This window comes from Bradyrhizobium sp. USDA 4516 (assembly GCF_054055915.1).
This window is the reverse complement of sequence record NZ_JBSRXT010000001.1, coordinates 1,322,898-1,345,005: the sequence shown is the minus strand read 5'-3', so window position 1 is coordinate 1,345,005 and position 22,108 is coordinate 1,322,898. Positions and strand designations below refer to the sequence as shown.

The window sequence follows — 22,108 nt, the reverse complement described above, 5'->3', positions numbered from 1 at the left end:
GCCATTAACTAAGGTTTTACAAACACGTGCATCAGCGGGCGATTTTGAAATAAGTAGGCGAGATAGAAACAGAATAAATTTGGAGGCGTTTAGATGCGCGTTCTCGTGAGCGGACATCTCGGCTACATCGGAACAGTGCTCACCCCGATGCTACGGCGTGCCGGGCACGAAGTCGTGGGCCTCGACAGCGATCTGTACTCTCGCTGCACATTTGCAGAGGGCGGGTCGATCGTGGATGTGCCGGCCCTTTGCAAGGACACGCGAGACATCGAACTTGCGGACCTGAAGGCTTTTGATGCGGTCCTGCATCTTGCCGCGCTGTCTAACGATCCGCTCGGCAATCTGAGACCTGGCCTTACCGACCAGATCAATCATGTAGCCAGCGTGCGCCTCGCGCAGCTGGCCAAGCAAGCCGGTGTGCGACGGTTCGTGTTTGCGTCCTCCTGCAGCAACTACGGCAAGGCGGGCGACGGGATGATCGACGAAACCGGAGCCCTCAACCCGGTGACTGCTTATGGCGAATCCAAGGTGCAGTCGGAGCGCGATATTGCCAGCCTCGCCGGTGACGGATTTTGCCCGGTCTACCTGCGACCCGCAACGGCTTACGGCGTATCTCCCCGGCTCCGATTCGATGTCGTGCTGAACAATCTCGTTGCCTGGGCGGTGACAACGCGGAAGATCCTCTTGAAGTCGGACGGCACGCCCTGGCGGCCCATCGTTCACATCGAGGACATCGCCCGCGCCTTTATCGCGGCGATGGAGGCTCCCGAGGCGGCGGTGTTCAATGAAGCTTTCAACGTCGGCCAGACGGCGCACAACTACCAGATCCGCGATCTCGCGAAGATCGTCGCCGATGTTGTCCCCGGTTGTCAGATCGAATTTGCCGATGGCGCCGGTCCCGACACGCGGTCCTATCGCGTGAGCTTCGAAAAGATTCGAACCAGGCTGCCGGAGTTCAAGCCGCAATGGGATGCGAAGATGGGCGCGGAGCAGCTCTATAAGGCCTACCGGGTCTCGGGCATCACGCTCGAAGGGTTCGAAGGTCCCCGGTATCAGCGCATCAGCCACGTCAACAAGTTGCTGGCGGACGGCGTGCTCGATGCGGATCTCCGCCATGTAAAGTCGAGGCAGAGCGTCGGGCAATCGGCTCTCGCCGCGAACTAATACACGCGCCGATCGATTTGACACACCAGGAGGACGGCGTGTCGGCGGCAGACGATGGCACGAGTTCAGGCGCAAAGATCTTTGCGCTTGCCCAAAAGATCTACCCGATCTGCCGCAGCATTACCGGTAACGGTGTGCGGCAGACCCTTCGGGAGATCGGTGCGCACATCTCCCTTGATGTCCACGAGGTGCCGACCGGTACACCCGTTCTCGACTGGGTCGTGCCACGTGAGTGGAACATCCGGGACGCGTACATCAAGGACCCGCGGGGCCGGAAGGTCGTAGATTTCAACGAATCGAACCTGCACGTCATGAGCTACAGCGTGCCGGTGCGCCGCACCATGTTGTTGGACGAGCTTAAGTCCCACATCTTCACATTGCCCGATCAGCCGGACCTGGTCCCCTACCGAACGTCTTACTACCAGGAAAACTGGGCTTTCTGCATGGCCCACCGACAGCTGGAGCAACTGCGGGACGATAGCTACGAGGTCGTGATCGACTCGACCCTCGCCGACGGGCATTTGACCTATGGTGAGTATTTTCACCGGGGAGAGTCAGACGACGAGGTGCTTCTGTCGGCGCATGTTTGCCATCCCTCGCTTGCCAATGACAATTGTTCCGGTCTGGCCCTGCTTGCGGAGCTCGCAAGCCGCATCTCCCAGATGCGAACGCGATACAGCTATCGGTTTCTCTTTGCGCCGGGAACGATTGGCGCGATCACCTGGCTCGCCCGCAATGAGCATCGTGTGTCTCATATCAAGCACGGCCTCGTGGTATCAATGGTCGGAGACGGCGCCGGTCCGACATACAAGAAGAGCAGGCAGGGCGATGCCGAAATCGACCGTGCAATGTTACACACGCTGCAGCATTCCAAACTGACGCCGACGATTTTGGCGTTTTCGCCCTACGGCTATGATGAGCGGCAATACTGCTCGCCCGGGTTCAACCTGCCGGTGGGATTGTTTCAGCGCAGCCGTTTCGGTGCCATCCCTCAGTATCATACCTCGGCCGACGACCTGAGCTTCATTCGGCCGGAGCACCTCGGGGAATCCTTCCGCATCATTTCCGAAGTCATCGACCTGCTCGAAGGCAACCGCAGCTACTACAACACGTCGCCGAAAGGCGAACCGCAGCTGGGCAGACGCGGACTCTATGGTGCGATCGGCGGCGACAAGGACGCCGCTGCAGCCAACATGGCGATGCTGTGGATTCTAAATCTGTCCGACGGACATCATTCTCTGCTTGATATCGCCAGGCGTGCCGACCTGCCGTTCCCGGTCATTCTGAAGACAGCAAAGGTGCTCGAGCGCCACGGGCTCCTCGCGCCTGTTCGGTAGGCGCTCACGCACCTCGAAGCGGCCAGTTCAGGTCCTTATCGGAGATCGTGCTTACGGCCAGAGGCCAGCTGATGCCGAACATCGGGTCGTCGTATCGGAGGCCGGTAGCAGCCGAAGGCTCGTAGAACTCCGAAATCAGGTAATTGACCTGAACGTTGTCGCTCAAGGTTTGAAAGCCGTGCGCGAACCCCTTGGGGATGTAGAGCTGCGAACCGTTCTCCGCTGAAAGCTCGAAGCCGCGCCATTGACGAAAGGTAGGCGAGTTCGCACGCAGATCGATGATGACGTCCCAAATCGATCCGTTCAAGCAGCGCACGAGCTTAACCTCGGCGTGCGGCTCATTCTGAAAGTGCATTCCGCGCAATGTCGCCTTGCGCGAGGAGCTCGAGATGCTGTGCTGGGGAAATCTGGTCACGAGCCCGTATGCGCGAAACTCGTCTTCGCAGAACGTGCGCGCAAAAAAGCCGCGCTCATCGTGTGCAGGCTCGATTTTGACGAGCCACGCTCCGTCAAGTCCTGTTGCTTCAAAGCGCATGGGACGTATCCACTCCCGACCGAGAGGCCAATTGTCGACGACAAGTTCTATACAATTTTACTAAAATTTTCAGCAACTGCGTGGTTTACCTTGTTGTTCGATATCGCTTCATATTGTTCGCTTTCATACGATAAAATTCAATCTATCGAGCCCGATTTAAGCGCCGGCAATCTCATATTCGGCAATCCTATATTCATGGTACGGCCCAATGAACGCTCACTCGAGATTCAAATCGATTCGGTCGAAATCCTCTCACGGTAACTGCCGTCTGTGCGGTGCGACGTTGAAATCGACGTTTGTCGACCTGGGAATGTCGCCCCTCTGCGAAAGTTTTCTCACAGCCGACCAGACCGACGCCATGGAGCCGTACTATCCGCTGCACACCGTGGTTTGCGGGGTCTGCTTCCTGGTGCAACTCCAGGAATACGTCAAACCGGAGCATATCTTCACCGAGTATGCCTACTTCTCGTCTTACTCGACGTCGTGGGTGGAACATGCGCGGCGCTACTGTGAGATGATCAAGGCCAGGCTGAGCCTTGGTGCCGAGAGCCGCGTCTACGAGATCGCGAGCAACGACGGCTACCTGTTGCAGCACTTCCTGCCGCTCGGAGTGCCGGTCACGGGAATCGAGCCGGCGGCCAACGTGGCCGAAGTTGCTAGGCAGAAAAACGTCCCGACAATGGTCGAGTTCTTCGGCCTGGAGCTTGCGCGGAAGCTGGTGTCGGATGGCAAGCGGGCCGATCTGATTATCGGCAACAACGTGCTGGCACAGGTTCCGGATCTAAACGATTTCACCGCCGGAATGGCGTGCCTGCTCGCGCCGCAAGGCGTGATTACGCTCGAATTCCCGCATCTTGAGCGGCTCATCGACGAAAATCAGTTCGATACCATCTACCACGAGCATTTCTCCTATTTCTCGTTGGTAACGATCGACCGTCTCGCGCGGCGGCATGATCTGAAGGTTTTCGATGTCGAGCAGATCCCAACGCATGGCGGCTCGCTTCGCGTCTATCTCTGCCGCGCCGACGCGATCCACGCCGTCTCGGCCGCGGTGACCGCGCTGCTGGCCCATGAGCGTCGGATCGGCCTGGAAGACATAGGTCAGTACGAGCAATTTACATCGCGTGTTCATCGCACCAAGCGCGAATTGCTGTCGTTCTTGATTGAGAGCAAGAACAAGGGGGCGCGGATCTGCGGCTATGGCGCTCCCGGCAAGGGCAACACGCTGCTTAACTACTGCGGCATCGGAACCGACTTTCTCGACTTCACCGTGGACCGCAACCCCTACAAGCACGGCCGCTATACGCCGGGAATGCACATTCCGATCCTCCCAGTCGAAGCCATTGACGAGGCTCGTCCCGACTACCTGTTCATCCTTCCCTGGAATTTGAAGAGGGAAATCGTCGCGCAAATGCGGCATGTCGCGGACTGGGGCTGCAAGTTCATCGTTCCGATTCCTAACGTCGAAATCATTGATCCGCGTGAGGTTGCGCCATGAAGGTTGTCCTTTTTTGCGGCGGTCTCGGTACGCGGATCCGCGAGTATTCGGAGAGTATACCAAAGCCGATGGTCCCGATCGGCCATCAGCCGATCCTCTGGCATGTGATGCAGTACTACAGCCAGTACAATCACAATGATTTCATCTTGTGCCTTGGCTACAAGGCGAACGTGATCAAGGATTACTTCCTGAATTATCGCGCGACTGCGAACAGCGACTGCGTGATTTCAGAGTACGGCAAAAAGGTCGAGTTGATCGGCGAACATCAGCCGGACTGGCGGGTTTCGCTGGTGGATACGGGGACATGGCGCAACATCGGGCAGCGCTTGCTGGCCGTCCGCCATCTCGTCCAGGACGAGGAGATTTTCCTTGCGAACTACAGCGACGGGCTGACCGATGCGCCGCTGCCGGACATGATCCAGAAGTTCAAGGAAAGCGGAAAGATCGGCTGCTTCGTGGCGATCCATCCACCGATCAGCTTCCACCTTGCCGAGTTTGACGCCGAGGGGTCGGTGCAGCGGATTCGCTCCAGCCAGGAGTCCGAGATCTGGATCAACGGCGGCTACTTCATCTTCCGCAACGAAATCTTCGACTACATCAAGGAGGGAGAAGAACTCGTCCAGGAACCGTTCAACCGTTTGATCGAGGGCGGTCATCTCATGGCCTATCGCTATGAGGGTTTTTGGCGCGCCATGGATACCCTGCGCGATAGACAAGTGTTGGAGGACATGGTGGAGCGCGGCGACACGCCGTGGCGGCTGAATCACTCGTCGGTCGCCAGCGCGGCATAACCGGAATGAGAGCATTGCAGCTTGCCAAGCCCGGAGACCGTCTGTCGATCCTGTGCCTTGGCGCCCATTCGGATGATATCGAAATCGGCGCGGGAGCGACGCTGCTGGATCTGATCGAGCGGGGTATCAAGCTGGACGTGCATTGGTGCGTTCTAAGCGGTGGCGCCATACGGGAGGCTGAGGCGAGAGCGTCGGCGGCTGACTTCTTGTGCGAGGCGGCATCCGCGAATGTCGAGGTGCTGTCATTTCCCGACGGATTTTTCCCGGAAAGGGGAGAAGCCATCAAGGAATGGTTTGAATCGCTGAAGCGGCGGGTCGAGCCCGACGTCATTCTGACGCATCGCAGGGATGATGCTCATCAGGACCATCGTCAGGTCTGCCGCCTGACCTGGAACACGTTTCGTGATCATCAGATTCTGGAATATGAGATCCCGAAGTGGGATGGGGACTTCGGTCAACCCAACGTTTACATGCCGGTGTCGGCGGCGGCGCTCGATCGTAAGATTGAACTCCTGCTCAAGCATTTCGGGACGCAGCGATCCAAGCAGTGGTTCGATGCGGACACCTTTCGCGGCCTCGCACGGATTCGGGGCATGGAGTGCAGGGCTACGGAACGCTTCGCCGAGGCATTTTTTGGGCGAAAGTTGACACTGATCTGACGATGGTTGCGCGGATGTCACGCAGCCGGTGAATTTCTGATTGCAGGGTGTATCTCAAGGCGCACGATATGAGCACGCTATTTTCAAGCATCTTTCGCGCTGGTGACCTGGTGGAGGTCAGAAGCAAGGAGGAGATCCTCGCGACGCTGGATGCCAACGGTCGCCTGGAGGAAATGCCCTTCATGCCCGAGATGCTGAAGTATTGCGGCAAGAGGCTTCGCGTCGGCAAGCGAGCTCACAAGACCTGCGATCCCGCGCTCGGTATCGGCGGGCGCAAGATGCTGAACACGGTCCATCTCGAGAACATTCGCTGCAACGGCGCGGCTCATGACGGCTGTGAGGCGGCCTGTCTGATATTCTGGAAGGACGCTTGGTTGAAGCCGGCGGGCGAGAAAACGCCGTCGCCAGATGGCGCTGACAAGCCGTTCAGGTCAGGCGGCTGCAGCGAGGATACGCTGTGGAGCACGATCAAGCATCCGCCGAAGGTCGGCGAAACCGAGCCGACCTACGTTTGCCAGAACACACAGGTCAAATTCGCCACGCAACCCCTGAAGTGGTGGGATCCGCGTCAGTATGTCGAGGACTACACTTCGGGTAACGTTCGGCTGCAGGATCTCGTCGTCGGATTGACGTTCTCGGTCTGGCGTACGGTCACCGAAGCGGGGCTGGGCATCGGCACCGCGATGCGCTGGATCTACGACACGTTCCAGCGCATGAGAGGTGGCGTGCCTTACCCGATCAGGCCCTTCGGTGTGCCAGAGGGTAGCAAGGCCCCGCAGTCCCGGCTTGATCTGCAGGTGGGCGACGTCGTGCGCGTCAAGCCGTACAAGGACATCCTCGAGACGCTGGACTGCAATTACCGCAACCGCGGCCTGTATTTTGATCCGGAGATGGTACCGTTCACGGAACGCGAGTACGAGGTCGAGAGACGTCAAAAGCAGATCATCGACGAAGGTTCGTGCAAGATGGTCCGTTTCAAGACGGACGCGATCATCTTGAAGGATGTCGTGTGTGAGGCGCGCTATGCGATCTGCCGCCGCTTCTGCCCGCGCGCCATCTATCCCTATTGGCGAGAAATCTGGCTTGAGCGGGTACCTCAAAGCCAGAATCCGGCGAATTGAGCAGGAACGACGCGTGCATCGGAACGAACGCACCGATCAGTATTTTGCGGACAACAAGCCATATTCTGGCCTTGGCCGCAGGTCGCTGCACAGCGGGGTGGCGTTCATTGCTGCGCGTGGACTGAATATCTTCGTTCAATTGGCCTCGACGATCGTGCTGGCGCGACTGCTCGGACCGCACGATTTCGGGTTGGTGGCCATGATGCTGGCCCTGATCGGCTTCGCGCCCCTTTTCGTCGATCTCGGGATGAGCGAGGCCTCCGCCCAGCGGAGCAGCATCTCACGCGCCGAGGTCAGCACGTTGTTCTGGCTGAATGTTCTGATCGGCGTCGTGCTGGCTGTCGTGCTGGCTGCGTCCGGTCGGTGGATAGCGCGTGCCTTCGGCGAGCCATTGCTCGCGGGCATGGCATTGGCATTATCGGTGACCTTCCTGATGATGGCCTTGTCGACGCAACACTATGCGCTGATGCGTCGGGCAATGCAGTTTCGCCGCATCGCGATGATCGACATATCGGCGAACATCATCGGAAGCGCTGCAAGCGTTGGATTGGCGCTTTCGGGCTGGAGCTACTGGGCGCTGATCGCCAAGCCGATCATAACATCGGCCTTGACCGTCGTGGGAGCCTGGACCGCCTGTCGATGGATCCCAGGCAGGCCCAGGCTCACGCCAATGGTCAAGGAACTGCTGCGGTTCGGGCTGGGAGTCACCGGCTTCACCATGACGGATTACTTCGCTCGTTCAGCGGACAGAATCGCGATGGGGTATTTCCTCGGGGCAGGGCCGCTTGGCTATTTTCAGAACGCCTTCACGATCTACAACAACCTGCTGTCGATTCTCAGTGAGCCGCTGCATAACATCGCGGTTTCGGGACTGAGCAAGCTCCAGCACAGTGCGGCCGAATTGAAGCGTTCCTGGGAAGGCGCGCTTTCATTGCTTTGCTACTTTTCGGGACCTGCCTTCGCGGCCCTGGCCGTGAGCGCTCATGACATCGTGATCGTGCTTCTCGGAGAAAAATGGTCTCCCGCGGGCCCCCTGCTCTGTATCCTCGCCATTCGCGGCATTGCAGACTGCATCGAGCGAACTCTCGGTTGGGTCCATGTCGCTGTCGGGCGTCCAGATCGGTGGATGCGATGGGGCATCTTCAGTGCAATCTGCCAATTGGTTGCGCTTGCAGCTGGACTGCCGTTCGGCGTGATCGGAGTGACGATCGCCTACACGGTCACCATGTTCGTGCTGTTCGTTCCAGCGCTGGTCTACGCCGGCAGGCCTGTCGGGATCACAATCGGGGACGTCCTGCGCGCGACAGCGCCGCAGACCATTGCTGCGCTGGTCGCCGTCGCGGTCGCCTCCTCGATACAGGACGCATTCCTGCAGGAATTGCCGCGGTTGCTGCGAATTCCCGTCGCGAGCGTGATCTGTGTGACGGCCTACCTGACCGTCGTGATCGGGGTCTTCAGGATCACGCGGCCACTGCAACTCGCGTGGTCGTTGCTACGCGACTTCGGCATTGTACGACTGCAAGTCAACTCCTGATCCTGGATTACGCCCATGACCTCCGTTGAGCGCTTCCTGATTAACTTGGACACTTGGCCCGCCGGGGCATTCCTGAGGATCGGCCTCGGCCTTTGCATTCTGCCGGTGTTCCGACTGCTGTCCGGCGGCGACGATCGTATCGTCGTCGCGTTGACGATGTTTCTCGCCCTGCTGCTCGCGCTTCGCCTTGTGCCGGCCGTGTGCCGGCGTGTTGTTCCGTTTTCGCGCGTAGCGAAAGATCTGTGGTTCAAGCGTCGCAATCTTGGCAAGAGGTACGATTCCTACCAGTGGCAAAAGCTGTTCTGGATGGGCCTGGGCATGCCGCCCTACGCACTGATCTCTGGTGGATTGGGGCGCGGGGAAATCGTGCTGCTTGCGATCTGTACGATCGGCGGCGGAGCAGGGTTGCTGCTTTGGCGTAGGACCGGCCAGCTCGGCGTCGGTGCCGCCACTGCGAAAGCGACGAAGTTGCCGCCGGCCGCGGTCGCGTCGACGCCGCCCTAGGACCGGGCCGCCCTACATTATGGGAGCTTGCGGCACTCGGTGAACCTGTCGCCGTCCGGCGTTTCCGCCCTCTCGAGGCAATGAGCCTTATCGGTAACCTTGCCGGCTACGACAAAGTCGTAGGCCTGGTTTTTGAAGACCAGCACGTAACGGCCGGGTGAGAGGACGAGATCGGGGTTCACTGGCTGCAGCTCGACCATCTCGCGGCTTTCGGGGACCGGCGCTACGGTCAGGTCGACGGAAACGGACCGGATCGCCCAGGCATCGTTCGCCATAGCGATTGCCGGTGACGACGGTGTTCGTGCGACCTGGGCGAGAATGCGCAATTGTGCGTTGTCGGGCGCGCTTGTCATAAGCTCGCGCTGATACGCGACAAACGAAAGCGGGCCGTGCGGCACCACAACCGTGCCCGGCTTCGTGGTCAATACCGACACGGCGATCCGGCTGTCGGGAAGGCGGATGTTCATCGGCTCGAGCCGGATCATCCGCCCGATGCTTGACGCAAAAATCCCATATGTCGTCGGCAGTGAACGTGCGGGTGGTGCGGGCGCGGCTGCTTCGATCGGAGCACGATGTACGAACGTGGCAATTGCCGGTTTCAGCTTGCGTCTGCTTTGCGGTGGCGACTGAACGGGCGTCGCGTTCGAATGGCTGACAACCTGGGGTGTTGTATTGAACACGGATGCAACATTGCCTCGCATGAGCATTCCGGTGCCAATCGCCAGCAGAGCCGCTGTCGGAGCAAGGAACCACACAAAGTTGCGCACTTTCCATTCGCTGGTGATGGAACGTCGGTCTCGCGGCGAGCTCTGAAGTTCTTCCGCGATCAGCTTGTCGATCAGTATGATCTGCGGTTCCTGCACCGCGACGCTCGCCTTGGCAATGCTGGTGTGCACGGGCGGTTGCACTGCTGGACGGATTGACGCCGGCGGCACCGAGTTCGGACCTGGGTCCGCGGCCGGACTGAATCCCTCTCCTTCATCTGCTTCAGGCGTGTACGAGGCAACGGCTGAGCCGGCATGCGAGTCCGGTGGCGCTGGCTGCGTGTCGTTGTCGGATTCCTCCGCTGAAGCATCGTTTGGATCGGCCGTAGAGGAGACGGACCCGTCGTCTGGTCCGGCATCAGGCGGAGCCACATTTGTCCAGCGGCCGATGTTCTCCGCGGCCTCATTCAGGCGCAGACTGACCTCATCCTGCGGGAGCACGATCGGCTGCAGGTGTTCCAAGTCGGGGACCGGGTGGGCTTCATTCGTCGGCCCACCGCCTGGCAAGCTCGGATTGTCGCCGAGGATCGTCGGTTGCTTGTCGGTCGGACTGTCTGGCGGCGGCTCGGCGGGATTTCGTTCCGGATTTACGGGCTCGCGCAGGCGGGCTTCGACGAATTGCGTCCAGGCGCCACGCCGTCGCAGAGGTGCAGCAAGCCTGTCTGCCTGACGTGGCAAGGGCGGCGCATTGAGGATGGCCGCCTGAGCCGAGGGGAGCTGACTGGACCGTTTCATGCCTGGATACGCAGCTTGACGTTTGTCCGCCATTGCGGACGTTCGCGACACCCTGGCGATCATATGAAAAGGATCGCCTACCTGCCGGGATGTAGCAGCCGCCGCTTAACAGGCCGTTAACCATAAACCGGCGGAAACGCCGCATTGCTCCGCACTGCGCGAGGTGACGATTTCAAGCGGCCGCTGGCAGCTCAAAGGATCCGGCGATCTGGCGCAGACGGTTGGCTCGTGCGCGCATCTGATCGGTATGAGCAATACCGAGGATGTCGAATACCGTCTGTATGCGGTAGAGCCAATCGTGCCTCAGCGCGGCTTCCCGGACGTTTGCGTTCTGAACCGCTCGCAGTCGCGCCGGGTCTGCGTCCAACGCTTCGAGGATCTGGCAAATGTCGGACGAATCGAAGGGTACATGAATGACGGCGTCGGGCCAGTCGAACTGCCGTGCAAACTCTTCGGTGCGCGGCGCTTCTCCAACCATCACCGCCCCGGCTGCAGCGCCTTCATAGTAGCGAGCGGAAATCTCATCACGGCCGGCCGTGAATTCCGGGTTGTTGACGTGACTGCGATTGGCAATGAAATAGCGGCTGCGCTGCAGGATATTCGCAATCATGATGCGGTGTTCTTCCGGATTGTCGACCCGGAACGTCCTTTCTTTTCGGTTCGAACCGCTCGCCGCCACAGTGTCGTAGTAGTAGAAGAAGCGCTCTCTCTCGGCGCCGGCCAGCAACGCGGCGTGGGTCGTCGCCGAACGACGCCCGATGTTGCACACGGCGATCGATCGCTGCTGCTCGGGCCTCGGCGCGAACCGCTCCACGTCGACCGCCAGCGGCAGATAGCTGCACGGTCGACCTGCTATTCGCGCAATCTGCGGTGCGCAGTGATGCAGGCCGACGAATATATGATCAAATCCGGACAGGAGCTCGACCAGATACTCCGGGATGTCGTCTGCCCAGACTTCAGTGATGAAGCATGCGGCCTTGCGACACCGTTTGCGCCAGTCGGGAATCGCAGCGAGCGAGTGAAGTTGATACGCATTGCTGAAGATCGGGAAGAACAGTTCGTAATCACGTTGCAGCCGCAGTTGCGGCGGGGAGGGTGCCAGCACACCTGCCAGTTTGGTCGATCCTGATGCAAGGCGCGTCCACTTGTAGACCCGGCGCGAGAACTCCAGCGCAGCGCGATTTTGAACATCGAACTGATCGGCGCGCGCCATCGCCGCCAAATTGTCCTCGAACTCATAGCTGAGGCAAAATGCAACAAGATCGGAAATCCGACGCTGCGAGAGGAGTAAAACCTTGCCTTCCACGAGGCGCTGCCTCCGACCTATCAAATGCCGGAAAGTGCCGGCCACACGACTTCCGGAATCTCTCGACCAGGAGCGAGTTGCGCGTTGATCGTCGTCACGATGCGCGCAATGGCGCCAATCAACGCTAGTCCCGATACGCTATTTAATCTTGTTTTGTACAAGTTTTACCGAAATTGGATAATGCGAGCCTGTGGGGTTCATTGCACGCGCATTGGCATTCCCGCCGTGCCGTTGCGAATGCAAGCACGAGGATGCATCGGCGAAGATTTGCGAACGGTACAGCGAATCCGCGTTAACCTGGAGAAGTTAAATCTGGAACTCGCTGGCAGTAGCGAAGAACGTCAGCGGACAATGACTGAGTGCGCGTTAACCCGAAAAGGTTAAATCTGGAACCGCCTGACAACAGCCGGCTTCGATGATGCGCAACGCGCTCTGCGGCAACTCCGAGAATTAGCTATAAATTTCATTTAACATGTGCCGAGCCAACGTTGGCGATGAACGCGTCGGGAAAATCCGGTAGCGTGCCGCATCATTTCGAAACGACAAAAATATTCAACACGGCAAATCATTGAACACAGGCGGCGTCGGGGTTCATGCGTATTCTTAGCGTATTTGGTACTCGTCCAGAGGCGATCAAAATGGCACCGCTTGTGCTTGCGCTGGGCGAAGCAGAAGGAATTGATACGCGCGTCTGCGTGACGGGCCAGCATCGTCAGATGCTCGATGATGTGATGTCGGCCTTCTCGTTGAAGGCTGACTACGACCTGAACATCATGCGACCGAACCAGTCGTTGAGCGAAGTGTTCAGTGCGGTCATGACCGGAATCGATCCGATCATCGCCGACTACAATCCGGACTACGTTCTTGTACAGGGCGACACCGCAACCAGTACGGCGGCTGCACTTGCCGCGTTCTTCCGGTCGGTCAGTGTCGGGCATGTCGAAGCGGGATTGCGAACCGGCAATCTCATGAGTCCATGGCCGGAGGAGGCCAATCGGCGGGTCACTGCCGTCGTTACGACGAGGCATTATGCACCGACGTCGCGGGCGCGTTCTGCCCTGCTGAAGGAGGGGTATCCGCCAGACGCCGTCATTGTCACCGGCAATACCGTGATCGACGGACTGCTTCGTATGGCTTCAAATATCTCTCAACCGGGCGAGCTTCGTCGGTCGCTTGAAGCGAAATACTCATGGCTCGATACCTCGAAGCGGCTCATCCTCGTGACTGGACATCGGCGCGAGAGCTTTGGATCCGGGTTCCGGCAAATCTGCGAGGCATTGAAGACGATCAGTCGGCGGGACGATATTCAGATCGTCTATCCCGTCCATTTGAATCCGAACGTGCGCGGGCCGGTGTTCGACCATCTCCGCGATGCGTCGAATATCTTCCTGATCGAACCCCTTAACTATCCCGAGTTCGTCTACCTCATGACGCGTTCGTATCTCATCCTCACGGATTCCGGTGGAATTCAGGAGGAGGCGCCGGCGCTTCGGAAGCCCGTGCTTGTCATGCGAGATACCAGCGAGCGCATGGAGGCCGTTGACGCCGGCGTCGCTCGCCTGGTCACCACCGACCCGGTTCGCATTGTTGCAGGCGTCGAGCGCCTGCTCGATGTGCCAGCGGAGCACGAAGCCATGTCTCTCGGTGCCAATCCGTTCGGTGAGGGACGCGCCAGCAAACTGATCGTGCATGATCTTCTGAATGTCCGTCGGCCGAAACATCCAGCTGATGGCATAGCGAGCGTCAATCTTTTGTCGAATGCCGAGATGCATACGAAACCGCCGTCGCCGGTTCCCCAACCGGCCCACTGATCAAACGAAGCCATGGACACCAGAACCAATCAATTGGTTATTCAGGAATACGGCCAGCCGCTTGCGGAAGACTATGGTCCGCCTGCGGCGGGCCGTCCCGCTTTCGGCTTATGGGACATTGTCGACGTTCTGCGCCGCGAATGGCGGTTGCCCGTTATCGGGCTGTTGATTGGGCTGGCGGTTGCCGTGGCTTCCGTTGTGGTCATGAAGGCGCCCTACAAGAGCAGTGCACGCATCCTCATCGATCGAAGTCTCAATCGTTATCTGCAGACGAACAAGATCGTAGATCAGCCGACGATGGATGAAGTGGAGGTCGGCAGTCAGCTCTACGTACTGTCATCAGACAGGGTCCTGCTTCCGGTTATTCGCTCGCTGGGTCTGGCCAGTGATGGCGAGTTTGCCGGGCGATCTGCACTTGGCAGCGCCACAGACGGGAACTCCAGCACGGCGGAAGCCACTGCAGCCGCTGAACGAGCGGCGCTCGAATCTCTGCTGAAGCGGGTGACTGTTGCACGTGAGGATGTCGCGAACGTTATCAACGTAACGGTCGAGTCGCAGAGCGCGGAGAAGGCCGCGAAGATCGCCAACGGAATCGTGGATAGCTATCTCGCGTCCCTGCAGGACGCAAAGCTGAAATCTACGCAGAAGGTGAGTAAGTGGCTGCAGGAGCGGCTGATCGAGCTGAAGAAGCAGGTGGCCGATGCTGACAAGGCGCTGCAGGACTTCAAGACGGCTAACAATCTCAGCAGCACTGGCGCTCAGGATACCGAGCTCCTGGCAAGTCTGAATACCCTGCTGATGAATGCCAAGTTCGCGGCAGTTGAAGCAAAGGAGCGTCTCGACCGGATCAAGCGGACAGAGGCAAACGGGATTCCGTCGGCCGTGTCGACGGACGCGCTATTCAACGACAAGCGAGCGGCGGTCATCAACTTCGCACTCAACAACAGCGAACTTGCACGTCTCCGCACGCAAAAGCGCGATCTTGCGTCTCGGCTTGCGGAGATGGAAGCTCGCGTCGGTCGCAAGCACGCGGCTGTCGTCAAGCTTCGTGCGCAGCTCAACGGCGTTGACGCCGCCATTCGGTCCGACGAGGGGCGCATTACCGATTCCTACGCCAGCGAATACGAAGTCGCTAGGGCACGACAGACTGAACTCGAAGACACCGCCGCGAAGCTTTCCGCGGAAACCGGAAGCCAGCTGCGCGAACTCGAGAGCGCTGCCGAGGCGCTGCGCAATCTCTATAGCGGATTCCTGCAAAAGCATAAGGAGATCGAGGCGGCGCAGGCGGAGACGCTTCCGGCCCAAAGTGCGCAGATCATCACGAGAGCGGTTCCGCCGCTGACAAAGAGTTCCAAGAAAACCCTCGTCGTGGCGGCAGGCAGCATTGTTCTCGGTCTGTTTCTCGGCATAGGCTCTGCCTTCGGACGTGAATGGATGGCGGATGTGTTCCGTACGCCCAAGGCCGTCGAACAGGTGACCGAAATGCGGTGCATCGGACTGCCCTTCGTCTATGCTGGTCAATTACCAATCGAGGAGCATGTCCTTGCTGCCCCCTTCTCGCGCTTCGCGGAAGGTCTTCGCAATGTGAAGGCGATGCTCGACCGTTCGTCCGCCTCGACCGGGGGCAAAGTCATCGGCGTCGTGTCGGCGGTTTCGAAAGAGGGAAAGACTGTCGTTGCCGCCAATCTTGCCGCGCTCATATTGTCGTCCTCTGGATCGCGCACGCTGTTGATCGATGCCGACCTTCATCTCCGGAATCTCACGACTGCACTGTCCCCGGATGCGAAGGTCGGGCTTTTCGAAGCGCTGGAAGATCCCTCCCGTCTTGGCGAGTTTGTTTGCAAGCGACCGCATTCGGGGCTGGATGTCCTGCCGAATGCCTGCGCGCTTCGGATTCCCAACGCTGCTGAACTCCTGGGCTCGCGGGAAATGGAAAACCTGCTCGCCGTCGCACGGAAGTCCTATGACTACATTGTGGTGGAGGTGGCGCCGATCATGTCGGTCGTCGATGCAAGGCTGATCGAGCGCTTCATCGATGAGTTCGTCTTCGTTGTGGAATCCGGTCAGACCAAGCGCACGAGCGTGCTCGAAGCGTTGTCGGTAACGCAGCTCATCCGTGAGCGCGTGTCGACCATTGTGCTCAACCAGATCGATCCCGTCGAGCTTAGAACCATCGAGGCAAGAAATGGCGTCAGGTCCGAAGGATATTACCGGGAGTAGACCTGTGGACGAGCTTGACAGGCGCGCTTCAGGTGTTCCGCACAACGCCACGCCGCGCAGGTATGTGCTGATTTCGCCCTGCCGCGATGAGGGAGCCTATCTCTGCCGTACGCTGGACAGCGTGGCTGAACAGTCGGTGCCGCCTGCGCTGTGGATCGTCGTTGACGACGGATCCACCGACGAGACGCCACGGATTCTGGAAGAGTATGCGGCGCGGTTGCCTTATCTGCGCGTCGTGCGCCGCCATGACCGAGGCCATCGGCGGGTAGGGCCCGGCGTGATTGAGGCGTTTTATGATGGTCTCGATCAAGTGTCGCTCGGCGACTTCGGCTATTTGTGCAAGCTTGATATGGATCTCGACCTGCCGCCTCGCTACTTCGAGCTGCTGATGCAGCGAATGGAGGATAATCCACGTATCGGGACGACCTCAGGCAAACCCTGGTTCGTTCATCCCCAAACCGGTGATCTCGTGCCCGAGGTCTGCGGCGACGAAATGTCGGTTGGGATGACGAAATTCTATCGGGTTGAGTGCTTCGAGCAGATCGGAGGATTCGTGCGACAAGTCATGTGGGATGGCATCGATTGCCACCGCGCCAGAATGCTGGGCTGGATCGCGGAGAGCGTCGATTCAGAGCCAATCCGGTTCGTCCACCTTCGTCCGCAAGGGGCCAGCCAGAAGAGCATCTGGGCAGGCAGAATTCGTGCTGGCTTCGGTCAGTATTTCATGGGCACTTCGCCGTTTTACTATCTGGCGGTGGCGGCTTCCCGTCTTCGCGCGCACCCAATGTTCATCGGAAGCATCGCGATGCTTTGGGGTTACTTCAGCAGCTGGGCAAAGGGGTTGCCGCGCTATAATGACCCCGAGTTCAGACGTTTTCTTCGTACGTATCAGCACGCGTGCCTGAGACTGGGTAAACGAGCTGCCACGGCTCGCCTGGACGCCGAGCAAGTGGCTCGGTGGCAAGCCAGCCGGCAATCGCCGCAGGGGAGTTGAGCAGATGAAGCAACACGCGAGCCTATTGGGCGTCGAATTTGATGCGGTTACGCTCGATCAGGCGGCGCAGCGCTGTGTCGATATCTGTCTCCGCTCGAACAGTTCTCACGTCGTGATGACGATCAATGCGTCGCATCTCTGCATGATGCGGCGAGACGTGGAGTTGGCGCACGCATGTTCCGCGGCCGATATGACGGTGGCGGACGGTATGCCGGTGGTTTGGGCAATACGAGCGTCAGGTCAACACATGCCGGAACGCGTGGCCGGCATCGATCTGATGGAAGGACTTTTAAGGGGGGCCGCGTCCAACGGACTTTGTGTCTATTTTCTAGGGGCGCACCAGCAAGTCGTCGAAAAGCTCGTGCGGGTCTGCGAGGCGCGCTTTCCGCAGCTGAAGATCGCTGGTTTTCGGAACGGCTACTTCGGTCCGGACGAGCACGAAATTATCGTCGATGAGATACGAGCCAGCGGCGCCCACATTCTCTTTATCGGCTTGCCGTCCCCGTTCAAGGAGGTATGGAGTGAACGCTATCGGGATCGGCTGCAAGTTCCCGTCATTCTGGGGGTCGGCGGCAGCTTCGACGTCTTGGCCGGCTTTATCAGGCGCGCTCCTCGGCTATTCCAATCGCTCGGTCTCGAGTGGTTCTGGCGCCTGATGATGGAGCCGCGCAAGTTATGGCGGCGATATCTTTCCACCAACAGCGAGTTCATCTGGCTGGCGCTCCGCGAAGTGGTGGCGCGCAGGGCTTACGCCGTCCGTCCGGGAAGAGCGATCGCCGGATCGGCAAGCGTGGTGCGGAGAGACGACCGAAAAGTGGGTACGGAACGCAGGGTAGCTGATCGGCGAATTCTTGTCCGGCGAAGGAGCAACGTGCGGGATTCGCAGGTTCCGATACCCGATCGCCGGCGCGGCATAGAGCGACGTATCTCAGAGCGTCGGGCACGGACGGCTAATGCTCTCAAGGGTATCGAGGTGAGCGCCTGATGTATCGGCTGACCGACCAGGATCACTGATCCAAGCAGGCGGCTAAGCGATTCGCTTCATGGCGCAAGCGCGGGAAGCATCAAAGTGATTAAACCGCCAAGCAGTACCGATTCCTTCGGGTACGATAACGCAGACCAACCCATAGTCGTTAAGCTAAAGCCTGATGTGTACGTATTTGGGTATGAGTTCTGCCACGTTCTGCAAACGCTGATCAAACACGGCTGCGTGCCCGCCGAGCTCATCTATGAGGACGGAGGGGCGCTCATCCTTATTTTTGATCCCAATGAGAAGAAAGCGGAACTATGGTCAGGATGGTGGAGGTGCGACAAACCCGATATTTACTCCATCATTGAACCAGAGCATCGCGGGCTCGTGAATCAAATATTCGAAACCTCAGACGCCTTCATGGAGTTTTCCAATGCTCGATCTCCTCAGATTGAGCTGATCCCAGGCCAGATCCAAAAGATTCAAAGATCGGGGGCTGCGGTTTTCCGCGGAGACGCTCCCCTTCGTCCTCGACCTCTATGAAGAGCTGCTTCCGCACAGCGCGCATTGGAGGCGTTTTTCTGAGTGTTGGGAATGGCGGCAGCGCTCCCCCGCTACCACGGGCTATGAATCTCGCCACGCCAAGCGTCGATCCTCCACCATTGCACAATCCAGACAGCAGCGGCGGCTCAGAAGTTTGAGGTTGAAGCAAGCCGAGGCGGAGCACCGCTGTCGGTCAATTTCGAAGAGCCTGTTGTGACCCTCGCTACGGCTCAGCCGGATAAGCCGGCTTTGCGCAAGCCGTCGAGGAAGTGCTCGCGTTCGGCAGAAATTCTGTACCTTTCGGCCCGTGCTCGAACGAGATCGAGGGTGTTCGCTGGCGGCGTTGCGCCGTTCGCGCTCATTTCTCGACAACGTTCCGTGACGAACGCTTCGGCTTCGGATCGCGCTTCGCTGTGCCGACCCATCTGCGCATAACAGGCGGCAAGCAGACTGTGCGACCAGCGGTCGGGGGATCGCGCCTCCATCAGCGTCTTGACTGCTTCATCGTACTGGCGCCCCGAATAGAGCGCGAGCGCGTGGTACCAGTGGTACAGATTGGGCGGGAAGGGATTCAGTCGTTTGGCCGCACCGATCCATGTGAGGGCCTCTCGCCACCGTCCCCAGTAGACCAGAATGTTCGCGAAAACGGCGGCGACGTCGGCGTCGTTTGGATTGAGCGCGAGAGCCCGGCTGAAATGGATTTCGGCCTTGGCGTCCTCGCGGCGCAGGAACAGCAATTGCGCGAAGACGCCATGGGCCCAGGCGTCGCCGCCGTCGATGTCGAGCGCGGTCTCGATCTCGCTCAGCGCGTCGTCGAGCTTCGCCATGCCGGGCGATTCGAGAAACACGTCGCAGACGATAGTCCAGGCAATGTTGACGTGAGCACGGGCATATTGCGGATCGAGCGCGACGGCGTCCCGGAAAAACTGCCTGGCTTCCGCCATGCCCTTCACCGTCAATTGACGCCACCGCTCGTTGCCCAGCAGAACCAGGTCATAGGCGGTGATGCTCGGGGTCGGCTTGCGTCTGGCGATCTCGCGGCCGGCGTCCTCGAGCCGGCCCGGAAGGGCTGCGACGATTGCGCGGACGATCTCGTCCTGCAGGGCGAAGATGTCCTCGAGTTCGCGGTCGTAGCGCTCGGTCCAGAGATTGTAACCGCTGGCGCCATCGAGAAGCTGGACGGTCACCCGCATCCGGCTGCCGATCTTGCGCACGCTTCCTTCGGCCACGTACCTGACGCCGAGTTCGCGGCCGACCTGCTTGATCTCGGGCGTCTTGCCCTTGTAGGCGAAGCTGGAGTGGCGGGCGACAACGAACAGCGAGCGGAAGCGCGAAAGTTCGGCGATGATGTCTGCCGTGATTCCGTCGGAAAAATATTCCTGCGCGGCATCGCCGCTAAGATTCGAGAACGGCAGCACCGCAAGCGACGGCCCATCCGGCACCGTCGGTGCCGGCGAGGTGGGCAGGCCGGCGCCGGATTCGGCAGCGACCAGTGGCCCGACGTAACGGTAGCCGCGGCGCGGCAGGGTCTCGATCCAGGTCGCACCGCCCTCGACGTCGGCAAATACCCGCCGCAGAGCAGCGATCTGCACCGTCAGGTTGCTCTCCTCGATCGCAAGTCCCGGCCACGCCGCCTGCATCAATGTGTCCTTGGAAACCGGCGTTCCGGCCTGCTCGACAAGCAGCCGAAGCAGCGTCACCGCGCGCCGCCCGAGCGCGACCGGTTCGGACTCTCGAAACAGCATCACGGCTTCCGCGTCGAGGCGGTAGGGGCCGAATTCGTGGATCGTCGCCATGGTTCGGGAGACTACATTTTTTGCATCTTTTTCGGAACAGATTCAGGACCTCCGAGAATCCGGCGACCCGCCCCGCTGCCGCTGACGCGCAGCTTTGCGCGGCCGATTTCCGCTTTCGCCTCGATCCCGCGGTACCTCCGCCAGCCGGTCGCGGCCGCCGCGGCCAGGCGACGGCCGCTTGACAATGTAAGTAAGAATATTATTACAAACCGCAGTTTTCGGAGAACGCGTTCATGCTGCAGACCAAGCGAAGCTATAGCGGAATGGTGACCGCGCCGCATCACCTTGCCGCGCAGGCCGGGCTCGCCGTCCTTTCCGAGGGCGGCAATGCGGTCGAGGCGATGATTGCGTCTGCTGCCACGATCGCGGTGGTCTATCCGCATATGAACGGCCTTGGCGGCGACAGTTTCTGGCTGGTCGGCCGGGCGGGCTCTGCACCTGTCGGAATCCAGGCGTGCGGACGGTCGGCGAAGGCCGCCAGCCGCGCCTGGTATCGCGAGCATGGCTGCAGCACCATCCCAAGCCGCGGACCGCTCGCGGCACTCACCGCCGCCGGGACCGTCGATGGCTGGCAGAAGGCCTATGAGCTCAGCCGCGATCGCCATGGGGGGGGCATGCCGCTGTCGCGGCTGCTCGAACCTGCGATCGGCTACGCCGCCGATGGCGTCGCCGTGACCCAGACCCTGCACGACAACACCTCGAAGAAGCGCGCTGAGCTGCAGGATGTGCCGGGCTTTGCCGATGTCTATCTGCCGCAGGGCGTTCCGCTTGCAGTCGGCGCGCGGTTGCGGCAGCCGCGCGTGGCAGACACGTTGCGGCAGCTGGCGCAAGCCGGCCTTTCCGATTTCTATCGCGGCGACCTGGCGCGTTCGATGGCCGCTGATCTCGAACGGCTCGGCAGCCCGCTCCGCCTATTCGATCTGGAGCAGCATCAAGCCACGCTGGTGACACCGCTGTCGGTCGATGTGGCCGGGCACAAGGTGTTCAACATGCCGCCGCCGACGCAGGGCCTGGCCTCGCTGTTGATTCTTGCGCTCTATGCCCGGCGCATGGCGAAGGAGGCGGACGGGGTCGATCATCTGCACCGGCTGGTCGAGAGCACGAAGGCGTCGTTCCGCATCCGCAATCGCTACGTGACCGATCCCGACTACATGGCGCGGTCGGCGGCCGAGTTTCTCACCGACGAGTCCATTGCGGCGCTCGAAAAGACGGTCGCCGTCGATCATGCAGCGCGCTGGCCTGACGCGCCGGCCCAGGGCGATACGGTCTGGCTCGCTGCGACCGACCGGAACGGCCTTAGCGTCAGCTTCATTCAGAGCATCTATTGGGAGTTCGGCTCGGGCGTCATCCTGCCCCAAAGCGGGGTCACCTGGCAGAACCGTGGGACGAGCTTCGGTCTCGCCGAGACCGATATCAACCGCCTGGAACCTGGGCGGCTGCCGTTCCACACCATTCAGCCCGCAATGGCTGAACTCAGCGACGGCCGGCTGTTGTCCTACGGCACGATGGGCGGCGAAGGGCAGCCGCAAACCCAGGCGGCGATCTTCACCCGCTACGCGTTGCACGGTCAGGACCTTCAGTCGACAGTGACCGCGCCGCGCTGGCTGCTCGGTCGCACATGGGGCGAGGAGAACAACAATCTCAAGATCGAATCGCGTTTCGATCCTGCCGTCGTCGACGCGCTGCGGGCGCTCGGCCACGACATCCAGGTGGTCGGTGCGTTCGAGGAATTCATGGGCCACGCCGGCGCAATCGTCTGGCACCCGGATGGACTGCTTGAGGGCGCCAGCGATCCCCGCAGCGACGGCGTCGTCGCTGCCCGGTGA

18 protein-coding genes are annotated in these 22,108 nt (G+C 60.1%); 14 read left to right on the top strand and 4 right to left on the bottom strand.

Translation table 11 applies throughout. The features are described 5' to 3' along the window. Window positions 1-93 precede the first annotated feature (93 nt). Together ACVI1L_RS06295 and ACVI1L_RS06290 are read left to right on the top strand one after the other, a co-directional pair. Window positions 94-1,164 (top strand): NAD-dependent epimerase/dehydratase family protein, encoded by a 1,071-nt coding sequence (locus ACVI1L_RS06295; protein WP_456782531.1) that lies wholly within the window; start codon window positions 94-96, stop codon window positions 1,162-1,164. A 17-nt stretch (window positions 1,165-1,181) separates the two neighbouring features. Further along, a complete protein-coding gene (locus tag ACVI1L_RS06290; protein ID WP_076826905.1) occupies window positions 1,182-2,501 on the top strand; it encodes a DUF4910 domain-containing protein in 1,320 nt (439 codons plus the stop codon). Between the two features lie 4 nt (window positions 2,502-2,505). On the opposite strand, the gene rfbC is transcribed toward ACVI1L_RS06290, so the two are convergent. Then, window positions 2,506-3,036 (bottom strand): dTDP-4-dehydrorhamnose 3,5-epimerase, encoded by a 531-nt coding sequence (gene rfbC, locus ACVI1L_RS06285; protein WP_456782530.1) that lies wholly within the window; start codon window positions 3,034-3,036, stop codon window positions 2,506-2,508. Window positions 3,037-3,244: 208 nt separating this feature from the next. On the opposite strand from rfbC, the gene ACVI1L_RS06280 reads away from it, so the two are divergent. From ACVI1L_RS06280 to ACVI1L_RS06255, 6 genes are all read left to right on the top strand, one after another. After that, the gene (locus ACVI1L_RS06280; RefSeq protein ID WP_076826909.1) at window positions 3,245-4,534 is read left to right on the top strand and encodes a class I SAM-dependent methyltransferase; all 1,290 of its coding nucleotides are present in this window, start codon (window positions 3,245-3,247) and stop codon (window positions 4,532-4,534) included. Beyond that, complete coding sequence (locus ACVI1L_RS06275; protein ID WP_057017398.1) at window positions 4,531-5,325, top strand: glucose-1-phosphate cytidylyltransferase; 795 nt, start codon at window positions 4,531-4,533, stop codon at window positions 5,323-5,325. The genes ACVI1L_RS06280 and ACVI1L_RS06275 overlap by 4 nt, the downstream gene beginning before the upstream one ends. Window positions 5,326-5,330: 5 nt before the next feature. Beyond that, window positions 5,331-5,984 (top strand): PIG-L deacetylase family protein, encoded by a 654-nt coding sequence (locus ACVI1L_RS06270; protein ID WP_168855327.1) that lies wholly within the window; start codon window positions 5,331-5,333, stop codon window positions 5,982-5,984. A 68-nt stretch (window positions 5,985-6,052) separates the two neighbouring features. Continuing rightward, on the top strand, window positions 6,053-7,105 hold the full coding sequence (locus ACVI1L_RS06265; RefSeq protein WP_456782529.1) for a hypothetical protein: 1,053 nt from the start codon (window positions 6,053-6,055) through the stop codon (window positions 7,103-7,105). A gap of 13 nt (window positions 7,106-7,118) precedes the next feature. Continuing rightward, complete coding sequence (locus tag ACVI1L_RS06260) at window positions 7,119-8,639, top strand: lipopolysaccharide biosynthesis protein (RefSeq protein ID WP_456782528.1); 1,521 nt, start codon at window positions 7,119-7,121, stop codon at window positions 8,637-8,639. A gap of 15 nt (window positions 8,640-8,654) precedes the next feature. Further along, entirely contained in the window at window positions 8,655-9,143 is a 489-nt protein-coding gene (locus ACVI1L_RS06255; RefSeq protein WP_456782527.1) for a hypothetical protein, read from the top strand. A gap of 17 nt (window positions 9,144-9,160) precedes the next feature. Here the strand turns inward: ACVI1L_RS06255 and ACVI1L_RS06250 are convergent, their stop codons facing one another. Further along, window positions 9,161-10,675, bottom strand: a complete 1,515-nt coding sequence (locus tag ACVI1L_RS06250; RefSeq protein WP_456782526.1) for a hypothetical protein — start codon at window positions 10,673-10,675, stop codon at window positions 9,161-9,163. Between the two features lie 139 nt (window positions 10,676-10,814). Next, window positions 10,815-11,948, bottom strand: coding sequence for a glycosyltransferase family protein (locus ACVI1L_RS06245; protein WP_168855330.1), 1,134 nt, complete (start codon window positions 11,946-11,948; stop codon window positions 10,815-10,817). Window positions 11,949-12,541: 593 nt separating this feature from the next. Between ACVI1L_RS06245 and wecB the strand changes: the two genes are divergently transcribed. The 5 genes from wecB (at window position 12,542) to ACVI1L_RS06220 (ending at window position 18,486) form a co-directional block, all read left to right on the top strand. Then, window positions 12,542-13,759 carry a non-hydrolyzing UDP-N-acetylglucosamine 2-epimerase gene (gene wecB, locus ACVI1L_RS06240; protein WP_082653799.1) on the top strand — a complete coding sequence of 406 codons (1,218 nt, stop codon included), beginning with the start codon at window positions 12,542-12,544 and terminating at the stop codon, window positions 13,757-13,759. Between the two features lie 12 nt (window positions 13,760-13,771). Further along, window positions 13,772-15,979: a GumC family protein gene (locus tag ACVI1L_RS06235; RefSeq protein ID WP_456782525.1), complete on the top strand. Its 2,208-nt coding sequence runs from the start codon at window positions 13,772-13,774 to the stop codon at window positions 15,977-15,979. Between the two features lie 4 nt (window positions 15,980-15,983). Beyond that, window positions 15,984-16,973: a glycosyltransferase gene (locus ACVI1L_RS06230; RefSeq protein WP_063790092.1), complete on the top strand. Its 990-nt coding sequence runs from the start codon at window positions 15,984-15,986 to the stop codon at window positions 16,971-16,973. A 4-nt stretch (window positions 16,974-16,977) separates the two neighbouring features. Then, window positions 16,978-17,958: a WecB/TagA/CpsF family glycosyltransferase gene (locus tag ACVI1L_RS06225; RefSeq protein WP_057017407.1), complete on the top strand. Its 981-nt coding sequence runs from the start codon at window positions 16,978-16,980 to the stop codon at window positions 17,956-17,958. Window positions 17,959-18,042: 84 nt separating this feature from the next. Beyond that, window positions 18,043-18,486, top strand: a complete 444-nt coding sequence (locus tag ACVI1L_RS06220; protein ID WP_057017408.1) for a hypothetical protein — start codon at window positions 18,043-18,045, stop codon at window positions 18,484-18,486. A 230-nt stretch (window positions 18,487-18,716) separates the two neighbouring features. Here the strand turns inward: ACVI1L_RS06220 and ACVI1L_RS06215 are convergent, their stop codons facing one another. Next, window positions 18,717-20,282 (bottom strand): winged helix-turn-helix domain-containing tetratricopeptide repeat protein, encoded by a 1,566-nt coding sequence (locus ACVI1L_RS06215; protein WP_456782524.1) that lies wholly within the window; start codon window positions 20,280-20,282, stop codon window positions 18,717-18,719. 233 nt (window positions 20,283-20,515) lie between these two features. Between ACVI1L_RS06215 and ACVI1L_RS06210 the strand changes: the two genes are divergently transcribed. Continuing rightward, window positions 20,516-22,108, top strand: a complete 1,593-nt coding sequence (locus tag ACVI1L_RS06210) for a gamma-glutamyltransferase family protein (RefSeq protein WP_456782523.1) — start codon at window positions 20,516-20,518, stop codon at window positions 22,106-22,108.